This window comes from Burkholderia sp. BCC0044, assembly GCF_902832955.1.
Classification (GTDB): Bacteria; Pseudomonadota; Gammaproteobacteria; order Burkholderiales; family Burkholderiaceae; genus Burkholderia.
In genome coordinates, this window is sequence record NZ_CADFDO010000005.1 from 157,853 (window position 1) to 182,286 (window position 24,434).

Consider the following 24,434-nt stretch of genomic DNA (forward strand, 5'->3'; position numbering starts at 1 on the left):
CGTTTCAGCTTTGCTTTCCACGCTCGACCGGAATGCGCGTCCGGTCGGGTGACGATTGCCGTGCGCATGCGCGGATCATCGCCGCGCCAACGAAAAAGCCCGCATCGCTGCGGGCTTTCGGGACTGCGGGACTGCTGCAGACGGAGGCGAATGCGGCGCTCAAACCACCCCAGCCCCATGCGCCTGCAGATCGGCGTGATAGCTCGAGCGCACCATCGCGCCGACAGCCGCGTGCGTGAAGCCCATCTTGTACGCCTCTTCCTCGTACATCTTGAACGTATCCGGATGCACGTACGCACGCACCGGCAGGTGGTGCTCGGACGGCTGCAGGTACTGGCCGATCGTCAGCATGTCGACGTCGTGCGCGCGCAGGTCGCGCATCACCTGCAGGATTTCCTCTTCAGTCTCGCCGAGGCCGACCATCAGGCCCGACTTCGTCGCGACGTCCGGATGCAGCGCCTTGAAGTCCTTCAAGAGCTTCAGCGAATGCGCGTAGTCCGAACCCGGACGCGCTTCCTTGTACAGGCGCGGCACCGTTTCGAGGTTGTGGTTCATCACGTCGGGCGGCGCGGCGTTCAGGATCGAGATCGCGCGATCGAGGCGGCCGCGGAAGTCCGGCGTCAGGATCTCGATACGCGTGTCCGGCGACTGCGCACGCGTTTCGCGAATGCATTCGACGAAGTGGGCGGCGCCGCCGTCGCGAAGGTCGTCGCGGTCGACGCTCGTGATCACCACGTACTTGAGCTTCAGCGCCGCGATCGTGCGCGCGAGGTTCTTCGGTTCATCCGCGTCGAGCGGATCGGGACGGCCGTGGCCGACGTCGCAGAACGGGCAGCGGCGCGTGCACTTGTCGCCCATGATCATGAACGTCGCGGTGCCCTTGCCGAAGCATTCGCCGATGTTCGGGCAGCTCGCTTCCTCGCACACGGTATGCAGGTTGTGCTCGCGCAGGATCGTCTTGATCTCGTTGAAGCGCGAGCTGCCGGTGGCCGCCTTCACGCGGATCCACTCGGGCTTCTTCAGCTTTTCGATCGGAATGACCTTGATCGGGATGCGCGCCGTCTTCGCCTGCGCCTTCTGCTTGGCGGTCGGATCGTAGGCCGGGGTCGCGGCCGTATCGGCCGGTGCGGGAGAAGCGGTAACGTCAGTCATTCGATTGTTCCAGTGCGTGCGGCTTGTCGGCGGCCGCGGATGCGCCGTCGAGGTTGGCGATCAGACGGCCCACCAGCGTGTGGGCGACGTCGTTCCAGTCGGCGGCAACCTCGAGGCTCGCCATGTCGACGGTTTCCAGTCCGGCATAGCCGCACGGGTTGATCGCGAGAAACGGGCGCAGATCCATCTTCACGTTCAGGCTCAGCCCGTGATAGCTGCAGCCGTTGCGGATCTTCAGGCCGAGGGCCGCGATTTTCGCGCCCTCGTGCACGCCGGAGGCCACGTAGATCCCGGGCGCGCCCGCCTTGCGGACCGAAGCGAGATTATACGCCGCGAGGGTTTCGATCACGGCCTCCTCGATCTTCGTCACGAGCGTGCGCACCATCAGCTTGCGCCGGCGCAGGTCCAGCAGCAGGTAGACGACGATCTGGCCGGGGCCGTGGTAGGTGATTTGTCCGCCGCGGTCGACCTTCACGAGCGGCACGCCGCTGTCGGCCACCAGCAGGTGCGACGGGTCACCGGCCTGGCCGAGCGTGTAGACGGGCGGATGCTCGACCAGCCAGATCTCGTCGCCGGTGTCGGCCGTGCGCGTGTCGGTGAACGCGCGCATCGCGTCGAAGCTCGCCTCGTACGCCTCGCGGCCCCGCCACCGCACGGTGACCGGCTGGGCCGGCTGATCCGGGACTCCGGCGGGCGATGCGGAAACGGCGACAGGCGTGGACACGATGGAAACCGGCGAAACGGACATGGGCGGTAGTTTACCGAAAACCCGTGGGTCTCGCCGGCCTGGGGAGGGGGACGGATCGCCGGTATCCGTCGGATGAAAGGACGGTCAGACCGTGCGCCAGCCGTCGTGGAACAGCGCGCTCACGCGATCGCGCAGCCGGGACAGCCCGCCGAGCGCGACTTCCCGCGGCGGCCGCGACACCGAGAACGCGACGCATGCGCCCTCGCGGCCTTCCGCGCTGAGCCACAGCCGCTCGCCGCGGCGCAGCTTGAGCGTCTCGCCGTCGACCAGGAAGTAGTCGTCGACGTCGTTGCTGCGCGTCGCCCAGATCGGCCCGCACTGGACGATCAGCCGCGTGCTGCGCTGCACCTTCATCGGCACGGTCTCGCCCGGGGGAATTTCGAAGGTGATGCTTGAAGAGATTTCTTGCATGATCGACTCCGCCAAAAAGTGCTTCGATGGCTACAATCGTAGTCACTCAAAGGTGTCCGACCAAACGACCAATTTTCACGTCGATGTGAGGAAAATTAGCAAATGGACCTCCGCCAGCTCCCGGCGCTGAACGCGATTCGCGCGTTCGAAGCCGCCGCCCGCCACGAGAACTTCTCGCGCGCCGCCGACGAGCTGTTCGTCACGCACGGCGCGGTCAGCCACCAGGTGCGCGCGCTCGAGGAAGAGCTCGGCGTGCAGCTGTTCACGCGCAACGGCAAGCGGCTGTGCCTGACCGACGCCGGCATGCGCTACGCGCAGCAGATCCGCACCGCGCTGATGGTGATCGCCGACGCGACGCGCGACGTGCGCGCGAGCGACCGCGACCGGCGGCTGGTGGTGTCGATGCTGTCGTCGTTCGCCGCGCGCTTCATCACGCCGCGCATCGGCACGTTCATCGAGCGGCACCCGGAAATCGACGTCGAGCTGCAGTCGACCAACTCGCTGACCGATTTCGCGCGCGACGACGTCGATCTCGCGATCCGCTTCGGTTTCGGCAGCTATCCGGGGCTGCACGTGGAGCCGCTGTTCGAGGAAGTGTTCTTTCCGGCGTGCGCGCCGACGCTGAACGGCGGCAAGCTGCCGCAGACGCCCGCCGATCTCGCGCACTACCCGCTGCTGCGCTCGGACGACGAGCTGTGGCGGCCGTGGTTCGACGCGGCCGGGCTCGATACGCTGACCGAGCCGAAACGGGGGATTCTGTACCAGGATTCGTCGAACCTGCTGCTGGCCGCGATCGAGGGCCAGGGCATCGCACTGGTGCGCCGCTCGCTCGCGGTGCACGACCTGCTCGACGGGCGCATCGTGCGCCTGTTCGACATCGACGGGCCGAGCCCGTGGCACTATTTTTTCGTGTGCCCGCCGCCGCTGCTGAACACGCCACGCGTGCAGGCGTTCCGGACCTGGCTGTTCGAGGAGGTCGCCGAATACAAGCGGCTGTGCGACGAACTGGACGCGCGGCGCGCGGCGGGAAAATGCCCCGCCGAGTGCGCGCTGGAAGGAGGATGGAAAGGGATCAGCGGCCGTTTGCGCTGACCCCGGACCGCCGGGGCGAGCCCTTAGAGCACGACCTTGACCATCGGATGGCCGGTCAGCGCGCGGTAGATGTTGTCGAGCTGTTCCTGGCTCGTCGCGCGCACGGTGATCGTGAGGCCCGTGTAATTGCCGCCGCTCGACGCGCGCTCCTCGATCTTCTCGACGTCGATCTCGTTGTCGTGAACGGCGACGACCTTGAAGATCGTGTCCTTGAACTCGGGGTGCGCCTTGCCCATGATCTTGATCGGGAAATCGCACGGAAACTCCAGCAGCGACTCCTTCCGGGTCTCGATCGCGCCGGTCACCTCGACGGTTTTGGTCGGTTCGCTCATCATTTTCTCCGGGTCAGGTCAAACTGTTCAAATTCGCGTGCCTTCGCACGCTGGTACGCGTCATACAGCGCCGCGAACACGGGGCCCGGCTTGCCGCCCTGCACGGGCAGATCGTCGAGCGACGTCACAGGCAGGATTTCCTTGGTGGCCGACGTCAGCATGATCTCGTCGGCCGAGCGCAGCTCGACCTCGCTGATCTCGCGCGCGACGAACCGGATCCCGCATTCCTCGGCCAGCTGCTCGACCAGCGCGTAGCGGATCCCTTCGAGGATCCTGTTGCTGCGCGGCGGCGCGAACAGTTCGCCGTTCTTCACGATCCACACGTTCGACGACGAGCCTTCGGTCACGTTGTCGTCGCGCAGCTGGATCGTCTCGAACGCGTCGCGTTCGGCCGCATGCTGCGCCATCAACACGTTGCCGAGCAGCGAGATCGACTTGATGTCGCAATGCAGCCAGCGGCGATCCTCGGCCGTCACGCAGCGCACGCCCTTCGCACGCTCCGCTTCGGACGGCAGGCGCAGCGGGCTCGTCATCGCGAACACCGTCGGCACCGCGTTCGCCGGAAACGCGTGGCCGCGCTTCGCGACGCCGCGCGTCACCTGCAGGTAGACCAGCGCGTTGCCGTCGCCGAGACCCTCGGCGTTCGCCGCGACCACCCGCTCGATCAGCGCGCGCCAGCCCGCCGCATCGTGCGGGTTGTCGATGCCGATCTTCTTCAGGCTGCGCGCGAGCCGGTCCAGATGCTGTTCGATCCGGAACGGCACGTGCGCGCCGTCGTGCGCATAGACGGGCACGACTTCATACACGCCGTCACCGAAGATGAACCCGCGGTCGAGCACCGGCACACGGGCTTCGGACAGCGGCACCAGTTCCTCCTGCGACGACACGCTGAGGTAGACGATCGGTTCGAATTCGGCTTGGCTCATAGCTATGACAGATGGGGATGAAGTCGTGAAAACAAAGGCCCGTCGTGCTTACTTCTTCTTGCTGAACATCAGCAGGATCGAGTCCCAGATACGTCCGAAGATACCCGCTTCCGGCACGGCCTGCAGCGCGACGACCGGGAATTCGGACAGCGTCTTGCCGTCGGCGACGATCTTCACGGTGCCGACCTGCTGGCCTTCCGCGAGCGGCGCGATCAGCGGCGCGTTGACGTCGACTTCGGTCTTGACCTTGTCGCCGAGGCCGCGCGGCACGGTCGCCCACTGGTCGCCCTTCACGCCGACCTGCACGGTGTTGTCCTTGCCCTTGTAGAGGCGCGGCGTCGAGATCGCCTGGCCGCCCTTGAACAGGCGCACCGAATCGAACGCGCTGTAGCCGTAGTTCAGCATCTTCATGCTGTCCTGCGTGCGCTCGCTTTCCTTCTGCTCGCCCATCATCACCGACACCAGGCGGCGCTGGCCGTCGACGCCCGGGATAGCGCGCTTCGCCGACGCGATCAGGCAGTAGCCGGCCGCCTGCGTGTGGCCGGTCTTCAGGCCGTCGACCGTCGGGTCGAGCCACAGCAGACGGTTGCGGTTGCCCTGGCGGATGTTGTTGTACTTGAATTCCTTCTCCGAGAAGATGCTGTAGTACTGCGGAAAATCGCGGATCAGGTGGGCCGACAGCTTCGCGAGGTCGCCGGCCGTCGTGTAGTGGTTCGGGTCGGGCATGCCGTTCACGTCGGCGAAGTGCGTGCCCTTCATGCCGAGGCGCCCGGCCTCCGTGTTCATCATCGTGACGAACTGCCCTTCGCTGCCGCCGACGAGTTCGGCCAGCGCGATCGCGGCATCGTTGCCCGACTGGATGATCATCCCGTACACGAGGTCGTGCACGGACACCGGCTTGTTCGCCTCGATGAACATGCGCGATTCGTCGCGGCCGACACGGCGCACCGCGTCGCTCGGCGTGACGATCTGCTCCATCGAGATCTTCTTCTTGTCGAGCGCCTCGAACACGAGGTAGGCGGTCATCAGCTTCGTCAGCGACGCCGGCTCGACGCGCTCGTCCGCATTGCCCGAGGCGAGCACCGTGTTGCTCGTCGCGTCGACGAGCACCCACGAGCGCGCGTTCACGCCCGGCGGCGGCACCGCGCCCGGCATGTAGGTCGCGGGCGCGCCGGTGAACTGCTCGGCGGCCGGCGCCGCATGCGCGGCCTTGGCCTTGGCGGCCGGCTTCGCCTCGGCGACGACGATCGTCGATGCGAGCGCGACGGGCAGCATCACGCCGAGCGCGACGTTGCGCGCGGCGGTGCCGAAGGCGATGGAGGAAGCGAGGGACTTGAGGCCTTGGGAAGACAGACGCATGATCGATTCAGGCTGATGGCAGAAAGTGCGGTGCGAAACGCGCAGGGTTGAACGGCAAGGCGGCGGGCGTGTCGGGCACTCGCCCGACACCGTCGGGCGACGCGAAACGCGCCGGTTGGACTCGTGCGGGCGCGTTCGGTTCGCGGCCGTCGCGAGCGGGCGGACAGGCGGCGAGACGAGGCGCCGCATGGGCCCAGCCGGGCCGCGGGCAACGCGAAAGCGGCCATTATACGTGGCCGCGAACGGCGTTTTCGCGAACCGGGCGGCGGACGCTCGCCTACCGGTTGCGAGAGTATGGCGCGGGGAGGCGGCGCTCACGTGTGCTCGAAGCCGCGTGAAAGGCGTGCGCAGGCGGCGTGCAAGTCGGGTTGCGCCGCCATGCGGCAGGCGGGGCGCCGCGCGGTGCGGCGCGATGTCGCGTGACGTTTCGGGAAGGTCGCGCAGCGTCCGGCCAGGCACCGGTGCGCGGTACGGGCGCCGGCGCCCGCCTGCAGGCTAGCGCCACGCGTCGACGATGATGCGCTTCAGCACGTGCAGCTTGCGATGGAGGAAATGCTCGGCGCCGGGAATCACGACGACCGGCAGCTCCTGCGGCCGCGCCCAGTCGTACACCGACGCGATCGGCACCGTGTCGTCGGTTTCGCCGTGGATCACGAGCGTGTTCTCGGGCACGTCGGCCACCTGCCAGCGGCTCGCAGCCGTGCCGACGAACACCATCCGCTCGATCGTCTCGCCCGCGTCGCGCAGCCGCTTCGCGACGTGCGACAGCACGAAGGTGCCGAACGAGAAGCCCGCGAGCACGAGCGGCAGGTCCGCATACGCGGGCTGCGCGCGCATGTGCGCGAGCACGGCGAGCAGGTCGTCGGCCTCGCCGGTGCCGTTGTCGTGCACGCCTTCGGTCGCGCCGACGCCGCGGAAGTTCGACCGGTAGACGACGTAGTTCAGCTGCACGAGCGTGCGCGCGAGCGTCTGCGCGACCTTGTTGTCCATCGTGCCGCCGAACAGCGGATGCGGATGCGCGACGAGCGCGATGCCGCGCGGCGCGGCGCCGTCCTCGCGCACCGCGTCGGGCAGGTCGACCGCGATTTCGATCTGGCCGACCGGGCCCGCGATCAGCGATTTCTGCGTATGAACGTTCATTCGACCGGCCCGCTCAGATCTTCAGGCGCTCGACGACCTTGCCGTCGCGCAGGTGCGATTCGACGATCTCGTCGATGTCGGCCTGGTCGACGTACGTGTACCACGTGCCTTCCGGATACACGACCATCACCGGCCCTTCCTCGCAGCGGTCGAGGCAGCCGGCCTTGTTGATGCGCACCTTGCCCGGCCCCGCGAGACCGAGTTCCTTCACGCGCTTTTTCGCGTATTCCTGCATGGTCTGCGCATTGCATTGCGCGCAGCTCGGGCGCTCGGCGCCCGGATCGCGCTGGTTCAGGCAGAAGAAGACGTGGTGCTGGTAGTAGGAATCCATGGTGGTGACGAGCGGCCCGGCACGAGGCCGTGCGGAAAGAGGGGCGATGAATTGCCGTTGCGCGAGGCGGCAACGGAGGATGCGGACGATTATAGCGACCGGCGCACGCGGCTGCCCGCGGCACGGCCGCCGCCGCACGGCCCCGGCCGCCGCGTCAGCGGCGCAGCACGGCCGGCAGCCACGCGTGCTCGACGCGCTGGCCGAGCCAGATCAGCGCCGCGTAGGGCCAGATCCACGCGAGCCAGCGCGCGATGCTGTTGAAGTGCACGTAGCGGCCCTGCCGCCAGCCCGACAGCGTGAAGTCGAAGAACGGGTTGACCGGCAGCAGGTTCACGAGCGCGACGCCGGCCAGCAGCGCGAGCGCCGCGAGCATCGCGCGCCACGTCGCCGGCACGCGCAACGCGACGAGTGCGGCCGCGAAACCCAGCTCGATGCCGAGCCGCGCGCCGGGCGTCGCCCACACGACGACGAGGCCGGTGGCCGACTGCATGAACGTCGCGGCCGCCTTCAGCACGAGCGTGGCGACCACCAGCGCGATCAGCAGCCGGATGCGCGGCGCGCGCGGGCGCATCGCGAGCGACGCGATCGCCAGCGCGGCGAACAGCATCAGCCCGCCGAGCACGGCTTCCCACGCGGAATCGGACAGCCAGCCGTCGACCCGCTCGGGCCACTCGCTGACGTGCCATGCGGCCGGCAGCCACGCGAGCAGCGCGTCCTGCATCGACGCGTCGGCGCGCTCCCATAGCGCGGCCGGCCAGTCGCCGATGCCGAACAGGAACGGCGACGGAAACACGATCGCGAACGGCCACAGCGCGGCGAGCAGCAGCGGCGTCGAACCGTCGGCCTCCAGCCACGCGAAGCGCAGCCGGCGCAGCGCGCCGCGGTCGAGCAGCGCACCGGTGGCCGGCGCGGCGAGCGCCGCGCCCAGCAGCGCGCCGAGCGCGTTGGCGCCGAGGTCGAGATTCGACGCGACGCGCGTCGGCAGGTAGGTCTGCAGCGCTTCCATCGTGCCCGACAGCAGCACGCCGAGCGCGCCCGCGATCAGCGTCGCGGCCACGCCGCGCCGGCGCGGGTGCAGCGCGAGCGCGCCGAGCGCGCCGAACGGCAGATAGCCGAGCACGTTCGTGACCACGTCGAACGCGGTCACGTAGCGCTGCATCGGCGCGAACAGGTAATCGAACGGGCCGATGCCGAGCGACACCCAGCCTTCGAACGGATACAGCGACGCATAGACGATCAGCGCCGCGTACGCGGCAAACGCCTGCCGCGCGAGCGGTGACGCGCGATGCGTGCCGGGCACGTTCATCGCGGATGCAATCGCGGCTGCGCGTCGCGCGTCACGGCGTGCCCGCGTACGCCTGCACGCCGACCCACGCGGCGATCTGCGACACGAGTTCGTCGCTGGCCGCCGCGAGCGCACGCGCGCCGCCGGCCGCGTCGGGCGTGCTCGACGGCGCGCGCGCGACGAACGTGCGCTGGCCGAGCACCTTGCCGTCCTGCATCAGCGTCGCGCGCGCGGTCACCGCGCCGTGGCTTTGCGACTGCCCGTCGAAGACCTGTTCGAATTCGCTCAGGTCGACCTTGAGGGTCGGCGCGCGCACGCCGTCGGCGCCTTCGAGCACCGCGCCGCGCGACGACAGCGCGCCGCGCAGCCGCTGCGTGAGCAACTGCGCGGGCGGCGCGGTCCAGCGGCTGTCGCGATACACGGCCACGTGCTGCGCATCGGCGTACGCGAGGCGGTACGCGAACTTGTCCGAATCGAGCGCGTCGGGCGCGGCGACGTCGAGCACCTTCAGCGCGGGGCCCGAACCGGTGGTCGTCACCGACGATGCGGGCCCGAGGTCGTAGCGGATGTTCGACAGCACCGCGTCGTTGCCGGCGCAGCCGGCCGCCAGCGCGAGCGTCAGCACGGCAAGCGCGGCCGCGGCCGGGCGCAGCGCGCGGTCAAGGATTCGTGGCATGGCGTATTCCTGCATGAGGTTTCCGGTTTCGATGAGCGTCATTGCCCGGCCGTTTCCGGCCGCACGGTCGACGGGCTGCCGCCGGGCGTCACTTCCCGGCCGTCGCGCCCGGCCAGACGAAGCCCGCTTCGCCGGGCCCCGGCGCCGCGCCGGGCGAACCGAACAACAGACTGCGCGGGTTGCGGCCGAGTTCACCGGCGACGTCCTTCAATTGCCGCGACGCGTCGCCGACGCTGTCGGCCAGCGCATTGAAGCGCGGCAGCGTGTCGTACTGCACGCGCGCGTTGAGGCCGTTCAGCGCGACGCCGATCTGCTCGGCGGCCGTGCCGGCCTTGTTCAGGTTCGACACGAGCGGCCCGTTCGGCTGCAGCAGCGTGTTCGCCGACGCCATCGCGCGGTTCACCTCGTGCATCGTTTCCGGCAGCGCGGTGACGGCCGGGCCGAGCTGCTTGGTCAGCGTCGCGGCGCCGTCAGCCGCGTGCTGCAGGCTCTCGGCGGTCGCGCGCAACTGCTCGCGCATCTCGGGCGACATCAGCGCGTTCGCGCTCTTCGCGGCCAGTTCGAGCTGCCGCAGCAGCACGTCGCCGCGCTCCTGGATCTGGTCGAACAGGCTCGGCCGCATCGGGATCTGCGCGATCGTCTTCGGCGACGACGGCAGCGGCGCCAGATCGCGCCCCGTATCCTCGAGCTGCACGAACGCGATGCCGGTCACGCCCTGGAAGCCGAGGCTGCCGTAGGTCGACTGCGTGATCGGCGCGTCGTGATCGACGAGGATGCGGATCCGGATCTGGCCCGGATGCGTGCGATCGAAACCGATCGACTGGACCTTGCCGACGTCGAGGCCGCGAAAGCGCACCGCCGCATCCGGGAACAGCCCCGTCACGTTGGTGCGCGCGAGCAGGTCGTACGGCACGCGCACGGTGCGGTCGACGTTGAACCAGAACACCGTGCCCGCGATCGCGAGCGTCAGCGCGATCGTGAACAGGCCGGCCCAGAACGCATGTGATTTGTTTTCCATTCGCGGGTTCCTTGCTTCTACAGCTCGACGCTCGACAGCGCCGGTTCGAGGGCCGCCTTCGGCAGCTTCGCGCGCCGCTCGGGCGGCAGCGCCTGCAATGCGCGGCGCCCGCGCAGCCCCAGGAAATATTCGTGGATGAACGGATGGTCGACGTTCGCGGCCTCCTCGACGGGCGCCGCGACCAGCACCTTGCGGTCGGCCAGCACCGCGACGCGCGTCGACAGCGCGACCATCGTGTCGAGGTCGTGCGTCACCATCACGACGGTCAGCCCGAGCGTGCGGTGCAGCGTCGCGATCAGCTCGACGAATTCGTCGGACGCCTGCGGATCGAGGCCGGCCGTCGGCTCGTCGAGGAACAGCAGTTCGGGCTCCAGCGCGATCGCGCGCGCGATGCCGACCCGTTTCACCATCCCGCCGGACAGCGCGGCCGGCATCTTCGACGCGTGCTTGCACGGCAGCCCGACCATCTCGAGCTTCAGCATCACGATGTCGTGCAGCAGGTCCGGCGGCACGCGGCCGAGTTCGCGCAGCGGCTGCGCGACGTTGTCGAACACCGTCATCGACGAGAACAGCGCGCCATGCTGGAACAGCATCCCCGAACGCGTGCGCATCATCCGCGCGCTCGCGTCGTCGATCGTCGCCGTATCCTCGCCGAACACCTTGATCGTGCCCGACGTCGGCCGCTCGAGGCCGAGGATCTGGCGCACGAGCGTGGTCTTGCCGGAGCCCGACCCGCCGACGATCGACACGATCTCGCCGCGCCGCACGTCGAAGTCGAGCTTCTGGTGAACGATGTTGCGCCCGTAGCGCTTGGTCAGGTTGCGCACCTCGATCACGAGGTCGCCGGCATCGGCGGCCGCGTCCGGCCGGGCGCCGACCGAGCCGGCGCCGATGGCTGCCGCATGCGCGGCCGTTTCGTTCGATGCGTTCATCCGAGCCCCACGTTCTGGAACAGGATCGCGAACACCGCGTCGGCGAGGATCACGACCGTGATCGACGACACCACCGACGTGGTCGTGCCTTCGCCGAGGCTCTGCGAGTTCGCCTTGATCCGGAAGCCGAAATGGCACGCGACCAGCGCGATCAGCATGCCGAACACGACGCCCTTGCCGACGCCGATGTACAGGTTCGCGATCGGCACGACGCCCGGCAGCGAGCGCACGAAATAGTTGATGTCGATGCCGAGCACCAGCTTCGCGGCGAGCGCGCCGCCCGTCAGCGCGATGATGTTGGTCCACATCACGAGCAGCGGCATCGCGACGCCGAGCGCGAGCACGCGCGGCAGGATCAGCCGCAGCCCGTGCGGGATGCCCATCACGCGCATCGCGTCGAGCTCCTCGGTCACGCGCATCACGCCGATCTGCGCGGTGATCGCCGAGCCCGAGCGGCCCGCGACGAGGATCGCCGACAGCACGGGGCCGAGCTCGCGGATCACCGACAGCCCGAGGATGTTCACGATGTAGCGGTTCGCGCCGAACATCTGCAACTGCTGCGCGGACAGGTAGCTGAGCACGATGCCGATCAGGAACGCGACGAGCGCGGTGATCGGCAGCGCCTGCGCGCCGGCGCTGTAGATGTTCGCCGAGGTTTCCTTCCACGGCATCGTCTTTGGACGGCGCAGCACCGACAGCGCGTCGAGGATCACGAGGCCGAACATCGCGATGCCGCCCTGCAGGTGTTCGCCGAACGCGAAGATCGCGAGGCCGAGCCGCGTGACGGGATCGAACCGCACGATGCGCTCGGGCGCCTCGCGCTGGCTGTCGAGGCGTTCGATGCGCTCGAAGATCGTGCGCTGCGTGGCGCTCAGCGCGACGCCGGGCGGCAGTTTGCGGCCCCACACGCGCCACAGCGCCTGCCCGCCGACGTGGTCGAGCCGCTCGATGCCGGACAGATCCCATTCGCTCACGCGCCCGGTCGCGATGCTCGCGATGCGGCGCGCGACGGCGCCGCGGTTGCGCGCGAGCGAGAGCGCGGTCCACTGGCCGGTCAGGCGCACCGTCTGGCCCTGGCCGCCGGCGTCGACCGACAGGCCGGGAGGAGTCTCGAAGTCCAAGGGCGGGTTGTTTGCAAAAGGATGACAGCGGCCATTGTAGCGAACCGCCCGACGGCGCGACGTGAGGATTTCGGCGGGTTGCGCAGCCGGCGGCGCGAACTCCGGAGGCGCAGCCGGGGCGCGGGGGCGGGGGCGCCGAACAAGGGGCGCGCGATCGAGGCGCCGGGCTCGGGCGCGCAGCCGGGGCGCCGGGCCGGTGCCGGCCGAGACCGGCCCGAAACCGAGGCGGACCTCGGCTCGCGGCCGGCGTCGCGACCTTTCATTGTTCCGTCACGTTTCCTTTCGATACTCTCACGCGCCGCACCTCAGGCCGTCGGCGCGCCGCGCCGCCATTCGTGCGTACCTCGCGTTTCATAAAACAGAACACCGAACAGGACAACCGATGCGTCTCCCCCCGCTTTCCCGCCGTCACGTACCGGCCGCCGCCGCGCTCGCCAGCCTCGCCTTCGTCCTCGCCGGCTGCGGCGGCGACGACGTCACCGCCACGCCGCCGTCGCAGCCCGAGGCCCAGGCGCCGGTCGGCACGACGGCCACGCTCGCGTTGCTCGAGACGACCGACCTGCACACCAACGTGCTGTCGTACGACTATTTCAAGCTCGCCGCCGACAACTCGCTCGGCTTCGAGCGCGTGTCGACGCTGATCGCGCAGGCGCGCAAGCAGTACCCGAACACGCTGCTGCTCGACAACGGCGACACGATCCAGGGCACCGCGCTGTCGGACTACCAGGCGCTCGTGAAGCCGGTCGGCTGCGACCAGACGCTCGCGATCTACAAGGTGATGAACGCCGCGAAATTCGACGGCGGCGGGATCGGCAACCATGAATTCAACTACGGGCTGCCGTACCTGTCGCAGGTAACCGGCAACACGTTCGAGGTCGACGGCCTGCCGGCGCCGGCCCAGCAGAAGAGGTGCGCGGGCCCGAACTTCCCGCAGGTGCTCGCGAACGTGATCAGCGCGAAGACCAACGCGCCGCTGTTCACGCCGTACACGATCCTGACGCGCACGGTGACGGCCACGACGCCGGACGGCAAGACGGTCAGTGCGCCCGTGAAGATCGGCATCATCGGCTTCACGCCGCCCGCGATCATGAGCTGGGACAAGCGCTGGCTCGACGGCAAGGTCTACACGACCGGCCTGAAGGAAGCGGCCGAGAAGTACGTTCCGGAAATGCGGGCGAAGGGCGCCGATCTCGTCGTCGCGATCTCGCATGGCGGCCTCGACAATTCCGCGTACTCGCCGACGATGGAAAACGGCAGCTGGTGGCTGTCGAAGGTGTCCGGCATCGACGCGATGCTGATCGGCCACTCGCACCAGGTGTTCCCGGACGCGAACAGCACCGTGTCGCAGTTCAACCTGCCGGGCGTCGACAAGGTCAAGGGCACCGTCAACGGCGTGCCGACCGTGATGGCCAACTACTGGGGCAAGCACCTCGGCGTGATCAAGCTCGGCCTGAAGTTCGACGGCAAGACGTGGGCCGTCGACAAGTCGCTAACGACCGTCGAGGCGCGGCCGATCCAGAACGCCGACAAGAGCTACGTCGCGGCCGACCCGTCGGTCTCCGCCGCGATCGCGGCCGAACACCAGGCGACGATCGACTACGTGAAGACGCCGATCGGCTCGACCGACTACCGGATGAACTCGTACTTCGCGGACGTCGGCGATCCGGGCGCGATCCAGATCGTCAACGAGGCGCAGGCCGACTACGTGAAGACCTACGTGCAGGCGAACCTGCCGCAATACGCGTCGCTGCCGGTGCTGTCGGTCAGCGCGCCGTTCAAGAGCGGCTTCGGCGGCGGCACCGACTACACCGACGTCGCGCCGGGCGCGCTCGCGATCAACAACGCGGCCGACCTGTACCTGTATCCGAACACCGTGTACGCGGTGAAGGTGAGCGGCGCCGACGTGAAGAACTGGCTCGAGACGGCCGCGAAGCGCTTCAACACGATCGACCCGACCAAGGCCACCGTGCAGCCGCTCGTCAGCACCTTCCCCGGCTACAACTTCGACATGTTCACGTCGGCCGATCTCGCGTACGAAATCGACGTCACGCAGCCGGTCGGCAGCCGGATCCGGAACCTGACGTACAAGGGCGCGGCGATCGACCCGAACGCGCAGTTCATCGTCGCGACCAACAACTACCGCGCGAGCGGCGGCGGCAATTTCCCGGGCCTCGACGGCAGCAAGACGATCTTCGCGTCGCCCGACGCGAACCGCGACGTGCTGATCGCGTTCATCAAGAAGCGCGGCGCGATCACGCGCACGGCGGACGGCGCGCAGCGCAGCTGGCGGTTCACGAAGCTCGCGAGTTCGGTCGCGCACGTGCAGTTCGCGTCCGCGCCGAACCGCCTCGGCGACGCGGCGGCGGCCGGCCTGACCGGCATCACGCAGGTCGCGGCCGACGACGGTTCGGGCAAGAACCTCGCCACCTACGAGATCGACCTGACGCAATGAGACACGCGATGCAACCGATCCGGACGATGCGGCCCGCCGAAACCGGCTTCGCCGCTGCCGCGCGGCGCGTGCTGCGCGCGAAACTCCCGCCCGCCGCGCTGCTCGCGGCGGCGGCCGTGACCGTCGCGGCCGTCGTCGCGGCGACCGGCCTGCGCGGCGCCGGCCCCGCGCCGAGCGCCGCGCAGCTCGATGAATGGCAGGCGATGGTCACGCAGGCGACCGAGCCGCATGCGCTGGCCCAGTTGCGCACGCTCGCGCGCCGTGGCTCGGGCGCCGCGCAGGCGGCGCTCGGCATCGCGCTCGTCGATGCACATGAGCCGGGGCTGCGCGACGAGGGGCGCGGCTGGCTGGAAACGGCCGCGGCGGCGGAGGGCAAGGCCGACGCGCCGGCCGCGCGGCGCGCGCAGCTTGCGCTCGGCAAGGCGTTGCTGCTCGGCAGCGGCGATCTGCCGAAAGACTATGCGCGCGCCCGTGCGCTCCTCGGCGCAGCCGCCGAACAGGGTGACCCGGCCGCCGCGTACTACCTCGGGCTGATCTACCGCAGCGGCTACGGCATCGCGGCCGACCCGGTGCAGGCCGCGCACTGGTTCGACATCGCGTCGCGCGCGGACATCCCGGCCGCCGACTTCATGCTCGCGAACGCGTACCGCGACGGCAGCGGCGTGCCGCGCGACGACGCACGCGCGCTCGCGCTGTACCGCCGGGCCGCCGAGCACGAGCTGCCGGAAGCCGTGCAGACGCTCGCGATGGCCTATCGCAACGGCGAACTCGGGCTTCGGCCCGACGCGGACGAATTCCACGCGCAGTGGATCGAGACCGCGCATGCGCTGAAGCACCCGGTGGTTGCGCCGTGACAGCCGTTCGGCCGGGACGCGCACGAGCGTGACCCGGCCGAACGGCGGTTGCGTCGCATGCGTCATCCGGGCCTTGCACATCGGTATCGGTATCGGTCCCCGCAACCGGAATCGGCCAGCGCAGTGGCGGTGGCGTCGCCGGTGGCGCACCGATCCTCATATCGGCTCGCCAAAGCCCGGCGCTGAAGGGCAAGACGCCGCTCGCGTGCGAGATGAAGTCGGAAGAAGACATCGAGGCGCTGAAGCGGATGCAGAAACAGCACCAAGCCGCGCCGTGTCGTCAGGCAGGTTGCGCTCGCGCTCCGGCGCGCGCCCACGCCCCCTGTCGCTACAATAGGCGCCATGAACGCCCCCACCTCCTCCGACACGCCCGAATCCGGCGACGCGCACATCGCGCGCAACCGGCTCGAGGCGCACCTGGACGCCGCGCCGCGCGCGTGGCCGCTCGACATCGTCGCCGCCACCGGCTCGACCAACGCCGACGTCGCGACGCGGCTGAAGGCGCTGCCGCGCAGCGCGAACGCGTTGCCCGCGCCGCTCGTGCGCGTCGCGTTCGAGCAGACGGCCGGCCGCGGCCGGCAGGGCCGCCCGTGGTTCGCGCAGCCCGGCAATGCGCTGCTGTGCTCGGTCGGCTGCATCGTGCCGCGCGCCGTCGATGCGCTCGGCGGCCTCAGCATCGCGATCGGCGTCGCGCTCGCCGAAGGGCTGGCCACGCTGCCGCTCGACGCCCGCATGCGCGTCGCGCTCAAATGGCCGAACGACCTGCTGCTGACGACCGACGACGACGGCACGCCGCGCATCGTCGGCAAGCTCGCGGGGATCCTGATCGAAACCGTCTGGACCACCGCCGACGCCACCGCCGTCGTGATCGGCTTCGGCATCAACGTGCGCGGCGCGGAAGCCGTCGCCGCGCAGGTCGACGCGCTGCGCGCGCGGGAAGCCACGCTCGCGAGCGGGCTGCCGCCCGCCGCGCTGTCGATCGCGTGCGCGTCGGCGAACCTCACCGATACGCTCGCCGCGTCGCTGAACGCGCTCACGCCCGCGCTCGCGCAGTTCGGCACCGACGGCCTCGCGCCGTTCCTGCCGCGCTGGCACGCGCTGCACGCGTACGCGGGCCGCGAAGTCGTGCTGCTCGAACAGGGTGTCGAACGCGCGCGCGGCATCGCGACGGGCATCGACGCGACCGGCCAGTTGCTGCTCGACACGCCGAACGGCGTGCAAACGATCGCGGCCGGCGACGTGTCGCTGCGCGAAGCGCAATGAGCGAGCCGCACCTGCTGATCGACGCCGGCAACAGCCGGATCAAGTGGGCGCTCGCCGACGCGCGGCGCACGCTCGTCGACACGGGCGCGTTCGGCCATACGCGCGACGGCGGCGCCGATCCCGACTGGTCGACGCTGCCACGTCCGCGCAGCGCGTGGATCTCGAACGTTGCGGGCGCCGATGTAGCCGCACGGCTCGACGCGCTGCTCGACGCGCGCTGGCCGGGCCTGCCGCGCACGACGATCCGCGCGCAGCCCGCGCAATGTGGCGTGACGAACGGCTATACGACGCCCGAACAGCTCGGCAGCGACCGGTGGGCCGGCCTGATCGGCGCGCACGCGGCGTTTCCGGGCGAGCATCTGCTGATCGCGACGTTCGGCACCGCGACGACGCTCGAGGCACTACGCGCGGACGGCCGCTTCACGGGCGGCCTGATCGCGCCGGGCTGGGCGCTGATGATGCGCGCGCTCGGCACGCACACCGCGCAGTTGCCGACGCTGACGACCGATATCGCCAGCGGCCTGCTCGCGGGCGCGCAGGCCGAACCGTTCCAGGTCGATACGCCGCGCTCGTTGTCGGCCGGCTGCCTGTACGCGCAGGCCGGCCTGATCGAACGCGCGTGGCGCGATCTCGTCGCGGCGTGGCAGGCGCCCGTGCGGCTCGTGCTGGCAGGCGGCGCGGCGGACGACGTCGCGCGTGCGCTGACGGTCCCGCATACGCGGCATGACACGCTGATCCTGTCCGGGCTCGCGCTGATCGCGGCGGCCGCGGCCGGCCCGGCAGCGGCGCAGGATTGACGCAAAGACGCGAGCATCGCGCCGGCCCATGGCGACGCAAGCCGAAGCAGCTCCGGGCGGGCCAGCGTCACGCCGACGATGCAATACGCGCGGCGCCGCACCAGCGGCCCGCACGAACGGGCGACGAAAGCCATGAAAAAGCCGGCCATGCGGCCGGCTCGACTGAACGACGTGAACCACGTCGATGACGACAAGGAGTTTCGACGATGCTGCGCTGGCTGATCGCTGTTCTCTTTCTCGCCAACATGCTCGCGTTCGTGGTGGCGCGCGGCGTGTTCGGGCCGCTGCCGGCGGCCGGCCCGCGCGAACCGGGCGTGCTGTCGCGGCAGGTGCAGCCCGACGCGCTGCGGGCGATACCGCTGGCGCGGGCAACCGACCAGCCCGTCGTCGGCGGCCCGATCGCCGCACCGGCCGTCACGACCGCACCGCTCGCGGCATCGGCCCCGTGACGGCGCCCGGGCGCTCAGGACTGTTGCGCGCGCACCTTCTTCAGCAACGCGGTGGTCGAGCGATCGTGCTCGAACGGAATCGCCAGCGCCCGGCCGCCCCAGCCGCGCACGAGCGCGGATTCCGGCAGCGCGTCCATGTCGTAATCGCCGCCCTTCACGAGGATGTCCGGACGGACGGCCTCGATCAGCGATACGGGCGTCTTTTCCCCGAACGTCACGACCCAGTCGACGCTTTCCAGCGCCGCGAGCAGCGCCGCGCGATCCTCTTCGCGGTTGATCGGCCGGTCGTCGCCCTTGCCGAGCATGCGCACCGACGCATCGCTGTTCACGCCGACGATCAGGCAGGCGCCGAGCGCTTTCGCATCGGCGAGATACGTGACGTGACCGCGATGCAGGATGTCGAACACGCCGTTGGTGAACACGACGGGCGACGGCAGCGACGCGCGCAGCGCGACGAGGGCATCACGGGTGATCAGCTTGCGTTCGAAAGTGGCGGACATGATGGAGATCGGACGGAATGAACGACGGCGCGCGCGACGGCGGCACCAACTAAAAAGCCCGCCGGACCGACCGGGCGGGCTTCATGCGACGAGCGCGACACGGTGCCGCAAGCCGGGCGCGAATCGGACGCGAACGGGACGCGACTCGCGCCGACGGCGGCCGCAGCCGGCCTCAGGCCGGCTGCGCGGCCGACGACGGGCCGCTTTCGGCCTGCAGGCGGCCGGTGACTTCCTTGCGGTAGCGGTTCAGCTCCTGCGCGGTCGCGAACGTGCGCTCGAACAGGATCGACAGGTTGTGCAGGATCCGCTCGACGACCTTCTTCTCCCACTCGCCGTCGAAACGGATCTGCTCGTCGAGCCAGCGCTCGAGCCATTCCGGATCCGGCAGGCGCGACTGCACGGTGTCGCGCGGGAACAGCGCCTGGTTCACGTGCAGGTTGGTCGGATGCAGCGGCTTCTCGGTGCGGCGCGCCGATGCCATCAGCACGCCGATCTTCGCGAAGGCGGCACGCGCGACGTCGCCGCAGTTGTTCAGCGCTTTCTTCATGTAGCGCAGGTACGCGCCGCCATGGCGCGCTTCGTCGCGCGAAATCGTTTCGTAGATCTGCTTGATGACGGGCTCGGTGTGCCAGTCGGCCGCGCAGCGATACCAGTGGTTCAGGCGGATTTCGCCGCAGAAGTGCAGCATCAGCGTCTCGAGCGGCGGCGCCGGATCGAACTGGAAGCGCACCGCGTGCAGCTCCTCTTCGGTCGGCACCATCTCCGGCTTGAAGCGGCGCAGGTATTCCATCAGCACGAGCGAATGCTTCTGCTCCTCGAAGAACCACACGCTCATGAACGCGGAAAAGTCGCTGTCGTGCTGGTTGTCGCGCAGGAACATCTCCGTCGCGGGCAGCGCCGACCATTCGGTGATCGCGTTCATCTTGATCGTCTTCGCCTGCTCGTCGGTGAGCAGCGAAGCGTCGAACTTGTCCCACGGAATGTCCTTCTCCATGTCCCAGCGGACAGCTTCGAGCGACCTGTAAAGTTCCGGATAAAGCATGGTGTTCATGATGGTCCCACCCCTGTTCTGCGCAATGCGACTTCTCTAAACGTGACTGTTGCCGCGCAAGCGCGCCATGCGCGCTTTTTGCAGCCAAGACTGTAATTTTACGCGGGAAACCGACCCGCCGGACGCTGATTCCTCGTCCGGCAGCCAGGCGGCCGCGTTGCCGCCGTTGGGCATGCTGCCGCCCCGCTCCGTTCGGACGGAGCCGGGCGCGCTGGCCTGAGTGGGGGCCGGCGCTGGCCGGCTCGGTGGCGCGCCCGTCCCCTGCCCCAGGCGGGTTCCCCGAAAGGTCCCCGTGCGGATGCCGGATCGGCGGGCTGCTCGATATGGTGTATACGGCGGCGGCCATGATAGCACGCGTGCATGACGGTTCCGAGACGCCCGGCCGGTCGCGCGCCGCCACCCGCGGTGCGGCGATCGGTCGCAGTTGGCCGTCGCAAAAACGCAACCTTACATTGGCCCTGCACGCATCAGACCCGCATTTCGCCGGTCGCGAGGCCGTCCTCCGGCGGCGTGCCGGCCGCGGGCGCGCTGCTGCCGTCCGCTCCCGCGATCCAGCCGGCGAGCGTCTCGCGCTGCGCGCGGCCGTCGCGATAGCCGAGCTCGATCAGCTCGCGCGTGAAGGCCTCCTCGAACAGCAGGTAGCTCGCGAACGACGCGCCGGCCGGCTGGCTGCCGCCGATCGCGCCGAGCAGCCCGCGCATCGTCGCCGGCATCTGCTTCAGGTGCTTCGCGGCAATCAGTTCGATGCGCTCGGACGGCGCGATCGCGAGCACGTCGACGTGCCGCCAGCCGCTGTCGATCTCGACCTGGTGCGGCAGGTGCTCGATCATCCGGTTGATGTGCTCGATCCGTTCGATGTCCGAGCCGATCGAGTCGAGGAACACGCTCGCGAGCACCTGCTGGCCGATCTGCGCGAGCGTTGGGTAGCCCCGGGCCCGCCCCGCGCCGTTCGCGGCCGGAATCTCGGGCCGCGGATCGGCTGCGCCGACGACGACGATCCGGTCCGCGCCGAAGTGGATCGCCGGCGACAGCGGCGCGATCTGCCGGATCGAGCCGTCGCCGAAGTATTCGACCTGCCCGTCGAGCACGAGCGGCACGGCGGGGAACACGAACGGAATGGCCGACGACGCGAGCAGGTGCGACGCCGACAGGTCGACGAGCCGCGCCGTGCGCTGCGCGCGCCGCCACGCCTGGATCGGCTCGGCGGCCTGGTAGAACGTGAGGTGCCGGCCGCTCGAATAGCTGAGCGCGGTGATCGCGAGCGCGTGCAGCAGGCGCGCCTCGAGCATCTGCTCGATCCGGTGGAAACTCAGCTCGCGCTGCAGCAGGTGCGCGAGCGGCGTGTTGTCGAGCAGCCCGCGCGGCGAGCGGCGGGCCGCCCAGCCGAACGTCATCGTCGCGAGCCAGCGCGCGCCGGCGCCCGCGATGCCGAGCCAGTCGGTGCGATACACGTAGTCGGCCCGCAGCGGCTCCCAGAATTCGAGCAGGCGCCGCACGCCATGGGAAAAATCGTCCGCGTGGCTCGCGATCGACGTCGCGTTGATCGCGCCCGCCGACGAACCGCACACGACCGTGAACGGCACCGTGTGCCGCTGCGGATCGGCCTCGCGCGCGATCTCGGCCAGCGCCTTCAGCACGCCGACCTGGTATGCGGCGCGCGCGCCGCCTCCCATCAGAACGAGCGCGAGTCGCATGATCGACCTGCTACCTGCGCCGCATCACGTCGAGCGCTTCGGCGGACGCGTGTCGGGCGACGAAGCGGCGGCCGCGCGCTCGGCGGCCGAACCGGACGGCTTCGCGCGCTTCGCGGCAGGCTTGCGCGGCGCGGCCGCGGCGGGCTTCGCGGCGGGTTCGGGCGCGGCAGCGGCCTCCGGCGGCGCGGCGGGCTGCATGCCCGGCTGCGCCATCGCGAGGCTCGCGAGCTGGTTGAATTGCGTCTGCAACAGGTTCCACCAGCCGGCCGGGTCGAACTGCTGCGCGGGGTCGCCCGCCGGCGCCTCAGCGCCGGACGCCGCGGCATCGGGCGTGGGCGCGGCCTCGCCCGCCGACGCGGGTTTCGCGGCCTGCGCGGCGGCCACGGCCGCTTCCTCGGCCGCCGACATCGAGCTTTGCGCGAACGCGCCGAACGCACGCAGCGTCGCGAGCGTCGCGCGCTGCACCTCGAGCGCCTGGATCGCCGACTGCAGCATCCCGAGATTGAGCTTCAGCCACTGCTCGACCGCGCGCAGATCGGTGATCCGCTTGTCGAGTTCCTCGACGTTCGTGAGCGGCGACATCATGTCGGACATGCTCGACAGCGACGGCGGCAGCCCGTGCGTGGCGCCCGGAAACGGCGCCATCCCGCCGAACGGCGACATCCGGATCATGTCCCACATCCGGTCCATCATGTCGGCGGGCTGGAACCCGGCAAAGCCGGCGAAAGGGTTGGCGCCGGAGGCATCGGTCGTCATACGGGCATCCTGGTTGACTGGGGGAGCGAGGCGGCCGCCGTGCGTCGCGCAGCCGCGCGTGATTCGATCATAGCGCGCACGTCAGAACGGCGCGTCGCCGGGAAACGCGGGCGGGCGCCGCTCGCGCAGCGAGCGAATGCCCTCCTGCACGTCGGGCCCCGAAAAACCCATGAATTCGAGCGCGAGCGACGTGTCGAAGGTCGGCCCGGCTGTGCGCAGCCAGTTGTTCAGCGCGTACTTGGTCCAGCGGATCGCCGACTGCGAACCGTGCGCGAGCCGCTCGGCCACTTCGTACGCCTTCGGCAGCAGGTCGGCCGGCTCGACCGCGAGCGAAACCAGCCCGATCCGCTCGGCCTCCTCGCCGCTCACGGGCTCGCACAGCATCAGGTAGTACTTCGCCTTCGCCATCCCGCACAGCAGCGGCCACACGATCGCCGCGTGGTCGCCGGCCGCGACGCCGAGCCGCGTATGGCCGTCGATGATGCGCGCATCCTTCGCCGCGATCGAGATGTCGGCGAGCAGCCCGGCGACGAGCCCCGCGCCGACGGCCGGGCCATGCATCGCCGACACGATCGGCTTGCTGCAGTTGATCACGTTGTAGACGAGGTCGCGCGCCTCGCGCCACACGCGGGCGCGCACGTCGAAATCGTTCGCCATGTCCTCGACGAGCGCGAGATCGCCGCCCGCCGAAAAGCCCTTGCCTTCGCCGCGGATCACCGCGACGCGCGCGTCGGGGTCGCGATCGACGTCGCGCCAGATGTCGGCGAGCTCGCGATGCATGCGCGCGTTCGCGGTCGCGAGGCCGCTGCGGTTCGCGCCCTCGCCGCTCATCACGATGTCGAGCACGCCATGGTCGCGGCGCGTCACCTTCAGTGCTTCGTAACCGCCGTACGCGGCAAGATCGGCCATCTGCTGCTCCTTGTTCGAGGCGCTCGAACGCCTGAATCGAGTGTAGCCAAGCCCGCGCGGTCAAACATCGGGCGAAACCCGGCGCGCGGGCCGAAGCCGGGTGTCGCCGGCGCGTGGCTTACGCCGCGCCGTCGGGCGGCGAAACCGACTGCTCGATCGCGCCGAAGATCGACTTGCCGGCCGCATCGAACATCTCGATGCGCACGGTGTCGCCATAGCGCATGAATTCGGTCTGCGGCGCGCCGTGCTCGATCGTCTCGAGGCAGCGCTTCTCGGCGATGCAGCAGTAGCCGCGCTTCGCGTCCTTGTTCGATACCGTACCCGAGCCGACGATCGAGCCGGCACGCAGGTTGCGCGTCTTCGCCGCGTGCGCGATCAGCTGGCCGAAGTGGAACACCATGTCGGTGCCCGCATCGGGCTGGCCGACCTTCTTGCCGTTCCAGTGGACGATCATCGGCCGGTGCACGCGGCCGTCGCGCCATTCGTCGCCGAGCTCGTCGGGCGTGACCGCGACCGGCGCGAACGCGGTGGCCGGCTTGCTCTGGAAGAAGCCGAAGCCCTTCGCGAGTTCGGCCGGAATCAGGTTGCGCAGCGACACGTCGTTCACGAGCGTGACGAGCCGCACGGCCTTCAGCGCGTCGTCGGGCGACGCGCTCATCGGCACGTCGCCGGTGATCACCGCGACTTCCGCCTCGAAATCGATACCCCATTCCTCGGACGGGCATACGACGTCGTCGCGCGGCCCCAGGAAGTCGTCGCTGCCGCCCTGGTACATCAGCGGATCGGTCCAGAACTCGGGCGGCATCTCCGCGCCGCGCGCGCGGCGCACGAGCTCGACGTGGTTCACGTACGCGGAGCCGTCGGCCCACTGGAACGCGCGCGGCAGCGGCGCCATGCAGTTGGCCGGATCGAACGCGAACGCGTTGCGCGCGCGGCCGTGGTTCAGCGCGTCGTACAGGTCGCGCAGTTGCGGCGCGTAGAACGCCCAGTCGTCGAGGACGCGCTGCAGCGTCGGCGCGATCGCATCGGCAATCGCCGCGGTGTGCAGGTCGCGCGACACGACGATCAGCTGGCCGTCGCGCGTGCCGTCCTTCAGCGAAGCAAGTTTCATAGGGAGGATCTGCCGTTGTAGTGACGATGGAGGGAATCTATTTTACGATGGTGAATCCCTGCGGCGCGCCACGAT

Annotated in this window: 25 protein-coding genes; 6 read left to right on the plus strand and 19 right to left on the minus strand. The window is 69.6% G+C overall.

Translation table 11 applies throughout. The features are described 5' to 3' along the window. Nucleotides 1-159: 159 nt before the first annotated feature. From lipA to HWX14_RS28715, 3 genes are all read right to left on the minus strand, one after another. On the minus strand, nucleotides 160-1,152 hold the full coding sequence (gene lipA / locus HWX14_RS28705) for a lipoyl synthase (RefSeq protein ID WP_006477693.1): 993 nt from the start codon (nucleotides 1,150-1,152) through the stop codon (nucleotides 160-162). Continuing rightward, a complete protein-coding gene (gene lipB / locus HWX14_RS28710) occupies nucleotides 1,145-1,900 on the minus strand; it encodes a lipoyl(octanoyl) transferase LipB (protein WP_175885706.1) in 756 nt (251 codons plus the stop codon). Before lipB ends, lipA begins: the two co-directional genes overlap by 8 nt. An 84-nt stretch (nucleotides 1,901-1,984) precedes the next feature. Continuing rightward, nucleotides 1,985-2,311, minus strand: coding sequence for a DUF2917 domain-containing protein (locus HWX14_RS28715; RefSeq protein ID WP_175885707.1), 327 nt, complete (start codon nucleotides 2,309-2,311; stop codon nucleotides 1,985-1,987). 102 nt (nucleotides 2,312-2,413) lie between these two features. On the opposite strand from HWX14_RS28715, the gene HWX14_RS28720 reads away from it, so the two are divergent. Then, nucleotides 2,414-3,403, plus strand: a complete 990-nt coding sequence (locus HWX14_RS28720; RefSeq protein WP_089499200.1) for a transcriptional regulator GcvA — start codon at nucleotides 2,414-2,416, stop codon at nucleotides 3,401-3,403. Between the two features lie 23 nt (nucleotides 3,404-3,426). On the opposite strand, the gene HWX14_RS28725 is transcribed toward HWX14_RS28720, so the two are convergent. From HWX14_RS28725 to HWX14_RS28770, 10 genes are all read right to left on the minus strand, one after another. Beyond that, nucleotides 3,427-3,735 carry a YbeD family protein gene (locus tag HWX14_RS28725; protein WP_011546305.1) on the minus strand — a complete coding sequence of 103 codons (309 nt, stop codon included), beginning with the start codon at nucleotides 3,733-3,735 and terminating at the stop codon, nucleotides 3,427-3,429. Beyond that, nucleotides 3,735-4,661, minus strand: coding sequence for a D-amino acid aminotransferase (locus tag HWX14_RS28730; RefSeq protein ID WP_175885708.1), 927 nt, complete (start codon nucleotides 4,659-4,661; stop codon nucleotides 3,735-3,737). The genes HWX14_RS28725 and HWX14_RS28730 overlap by 1 nt, the downstream gene beginning before the upstream one ends. A 48-nt stretch (nucleotides 4,662-4,709) precedes the next feature. Beyond that, entirely contained in the window at nucleotides 4,710-6,020 is a 1,311-nt protein-coding gene (locus tag HWX14_RS28735; protein WP_175885709.1) for a D-alanyl-D-alanine carboxypeptidase family protein, read from the minus strand. Nucleotides 6,021-6,515: 495 nt separating this feature from the next. Continuing rightward, the gene (locus tag HWX14_RS28740; protein WP_175885710.1) at nucleotides 6,516-7,160 is read right to left on the minus strand and encodes an alpha/beta hydrolase; all 645 of its coding nucleotides are present in this window, start codon (nucleotides 7,158-7,160) and stop codon (nucleotides 6,516-6,518) included. A gap of 13 nt (nucleotides 7,161-7,173) precedes the next feature. Continuing rightward, entirely contained in the window at nucleotides 7,174-7,491 is a 318-nt protein-coding gene (locus tag HWX14_RS28745; RefSeq protein ID WP_175885711.1) for a (2Fe-2S) ferredoxin domain-containing protein, read from the minus strand. Nucleotides 7,492-7,645: 154 nt separating this feature from the next. Further along, nucleotides 7,646-8,797, minus strand: coding sequence for a VanZ family protein (locus HWX14_RS28750; protein ID WP_175885712.1), 1,152 nt, complete (start codon nucleotides 8,795-8,797; stop codon nucleotides 7,646-7,648). Between the two features lie 31 nt (nucleotides 8,798-8,828). After that, nucleotides 8,829-9,452 carry an ABC-type transport auxiliary lipoprotein family protein gene (locus tag HWX14_RS28755; protein ID WP_175885713.1) on the minus strand — a complete coding sequence of 208 codons (624 nt, stop codon included), beginning with the start codon at nucleotides 9,450-9,452 and terminating at the stop codon, nucleotides 8,829-8,831. Nucleotides 9,453-9,540: 88 nt separating this feature from the next. Further along, nucleotides 9,541-10,470 (minus strand): MlaD family protein, encoded by a 930-nt coding sequence (locus HWX14_RS28760; protein WP_175885714.1) that lies wholly within the window; start codon nucleotides 10,468-10,470, stop codon nucleotides 9,541-9,543. A gap of 17 nt (nucleotides 10,471-10,487) precedes the next feature. Further along, the gene (locus HWX14_RS28765; RefSeq protein ID WP_175885715.1) at nucleotides 10,488-11,402 is read right to left on the minus strand and encodes an ABC transporter ATP-binding protein; all 915 of its coding nucleotides are present in this window, start codon (nucleotides 11,400-11,402) and stop codon (nucleotides 10,488-10,490) included. Then, nucleotides 11,399-12,523 carry an ABC transporter permease gene (locus HWX14_RS28770; protein WP_175885716.1) on the minus strand — a complete coding sequence of 375 codons (1,125 nt, stop codon included), beginning with the start codon at nucleotides 12,521-12,523 and terminating at the stop codon, nucleotides 11,399-11,401. Before HWX14_RS28770 ends, HWX14_RS28765 begins: the two co-directional genes overlap by 4 nt. Nucleotides 12,524-12,905: 382 nt before the next feature. On the opposite strand from HWX14_RS28770, the gene HWX14_RS28775 reads away from it, so the two are divergent. The 5 genes from HWX14_RS28775 to HWX14_RS28795 all read left to right on the plus strand — a co-directional run bounded on the left by HWX14_RS28775 (nucleotide 12,906) and on the right by HWX14_RS28795 (nucleotide 18,338). Further along, nucleotides 12,906-14,975 carry a bifunctional 2',3'-cyclic-nucleotide 2'-phosphodiesterase/3'-nucleotidase gene (locus tag HWX14_RS28775; RefSeq protein WP_175885717.1) on the plus strand — a complete coding sequence of 690 codons (2,070 nt, stop codon included), beginning with the start codon at nucleotides 12,906-12,908 and terminating at the stop codon, nucleotides 14,973-14,975. Between the two features lie 8 nt (nucleotides 14,976-14,983). Continuing rightward, nucleotides 14,984-15,829: a tetratricopeptide repeat protein gene (locus HWX14_RS28780; protein ID WP_175885718.1), complete on the plus strand. Its 846-nt coding sequence runs from the start codon at nucleotides 14,984-14,986 to the stop codon at nucleotides 15,827-15,829. Between the two features lie 342 nt (nucleotides 15,830-16,171). Further along, nucleotides 16,172-17,092 carry a biotin--[acetyl-CoA-carboxylase] ligase gene (locus tag HWX14_RS28785; RefSeq protein ID WP_175885719.1) on the plus strand — a complete coding sequence of 307 codons (921 nt, stop codon included), beginning with the start codon at nucleotides 16,172-16,174 and terminating at the stop codon, nucleotides 17,090-17,092. Next, complete coding sequence (locus HWX14_RS28790; RefSeq protein WP_175885720.1) at nucleotides 17,089-17,889, plus strand: type III pantothenate kinase; 801 nt, start codon at nucleotides 17,089-17,091, stop codon at nucleotides 17,887-17,889. The genes HWX14_RS28785 and HWX14_RS28790 overlap by 4 nt, the downstream gene beginning before the upstream one ends. Before the next feature lie 206 nt (nucleotides 17,890-18,095). Next, nucleotides 18,096-18,338 carry a hypothetical protein gene (locus tag HWX14_RS28795; RefSeq protein WP_175885721.1) on the plus strand — a complete coding sequence of 81 codons (243 nt, stop codon included), beginning with the start codon at nucleotides 18,096-18,098 and terminating at the stop codon, nucleotides 18,336-18,338. 14 nt (nucleotides 18,339-18,352) lie between these two features. Here the strand turns inward: HWX14_RS28795 and rfaE2 are convergent, their stop codons facing one another. The 6 genes from rfaE2 to HWX14_RS28825 all read right to left on the minus strand — a co-directional run bounded on the left by rfaE2 (nucleotide 18,353) and on the right by HWX14_RS28825 (nucleotide 24,359). Continuing rightward, nucleotides 18,353-18,838, minus strand: a complete 486-nt coding sequence (gene rfaE2 / locus HWX14_RS28800) for a D-glycero-beta-D-manno-heptose 1-phosphate adenylyltransferase (RefSeq protein WP_012329309.1) — start codon at nucleotides 18,836-18,838, stop codon at nucleotides 18,353-18,355. Between the two features lie 172 nt (nucleotides 18,839-19,010). Next, nucleotides 19,011-19,889 (minus strand): diiron oxygenase, encoded by an 879-nt coding sequence (locus HWX14_RS28805; RefSeq protein ID WP_011353352.1) that lies wholly within the window; start codon nucleotides 19,887-19,889, stop codon nucleotides 19,011-19,013. A gap of 467 nt (nucleotides 19,890-20,356) precedes the next feature. Next, a complete protein-coding gene (locus HWX14_RS28810; RefSeq protein ID WP_175885722.1) occupies nucleotides 20,357-21,583 on the minus strand; it encodes a patatin-like phospholipase family protein in 1,227 nt (408 codons plus the stop codon). A 24-nt stretch (nucleotides 21,584-21,607) separates the two neighbouring features. Next, nucleotides 21,608-22,339, minus strand: a complete 732-nt coding sequence (locus tag HWX14_RS28815) for a PhaM family polyhydroxyalkanoate granule multifunctional regulatory protein (protein ID WP_175885723.1) — start codon at nucleotides 22,337-22,339, stop codon at nucleotides 21,608-21,610. Nucleotides 22,340-22,420: 81 nt separating this feature from the next. Continuing rightward, entirely contained in the window at nucleotides 22,421-23,248 is an 828-nt protein-coding gene (locus tag HWX14_RS28820) for an enoyl-CoA hydratase/isomerase family protein (RefSeq protein ID WP_175885724.1), read from the minus strand. Between the two features lie 118 nt (nucleotides 23,249-23,366). After that, a complete protein-coding gene (locus tag HWX14_RS28825) occupies nucleotides 23,367-24,359 on the minus strand; it encodes a fumarylacetoacetate hydrolase family protein (protein ID WP_175885725.1) in 993 nt (330 codons plus the stop codon). Between the last annotated feature and the right edge of the window lie 75 nt (nucleotides 24,360-24,434).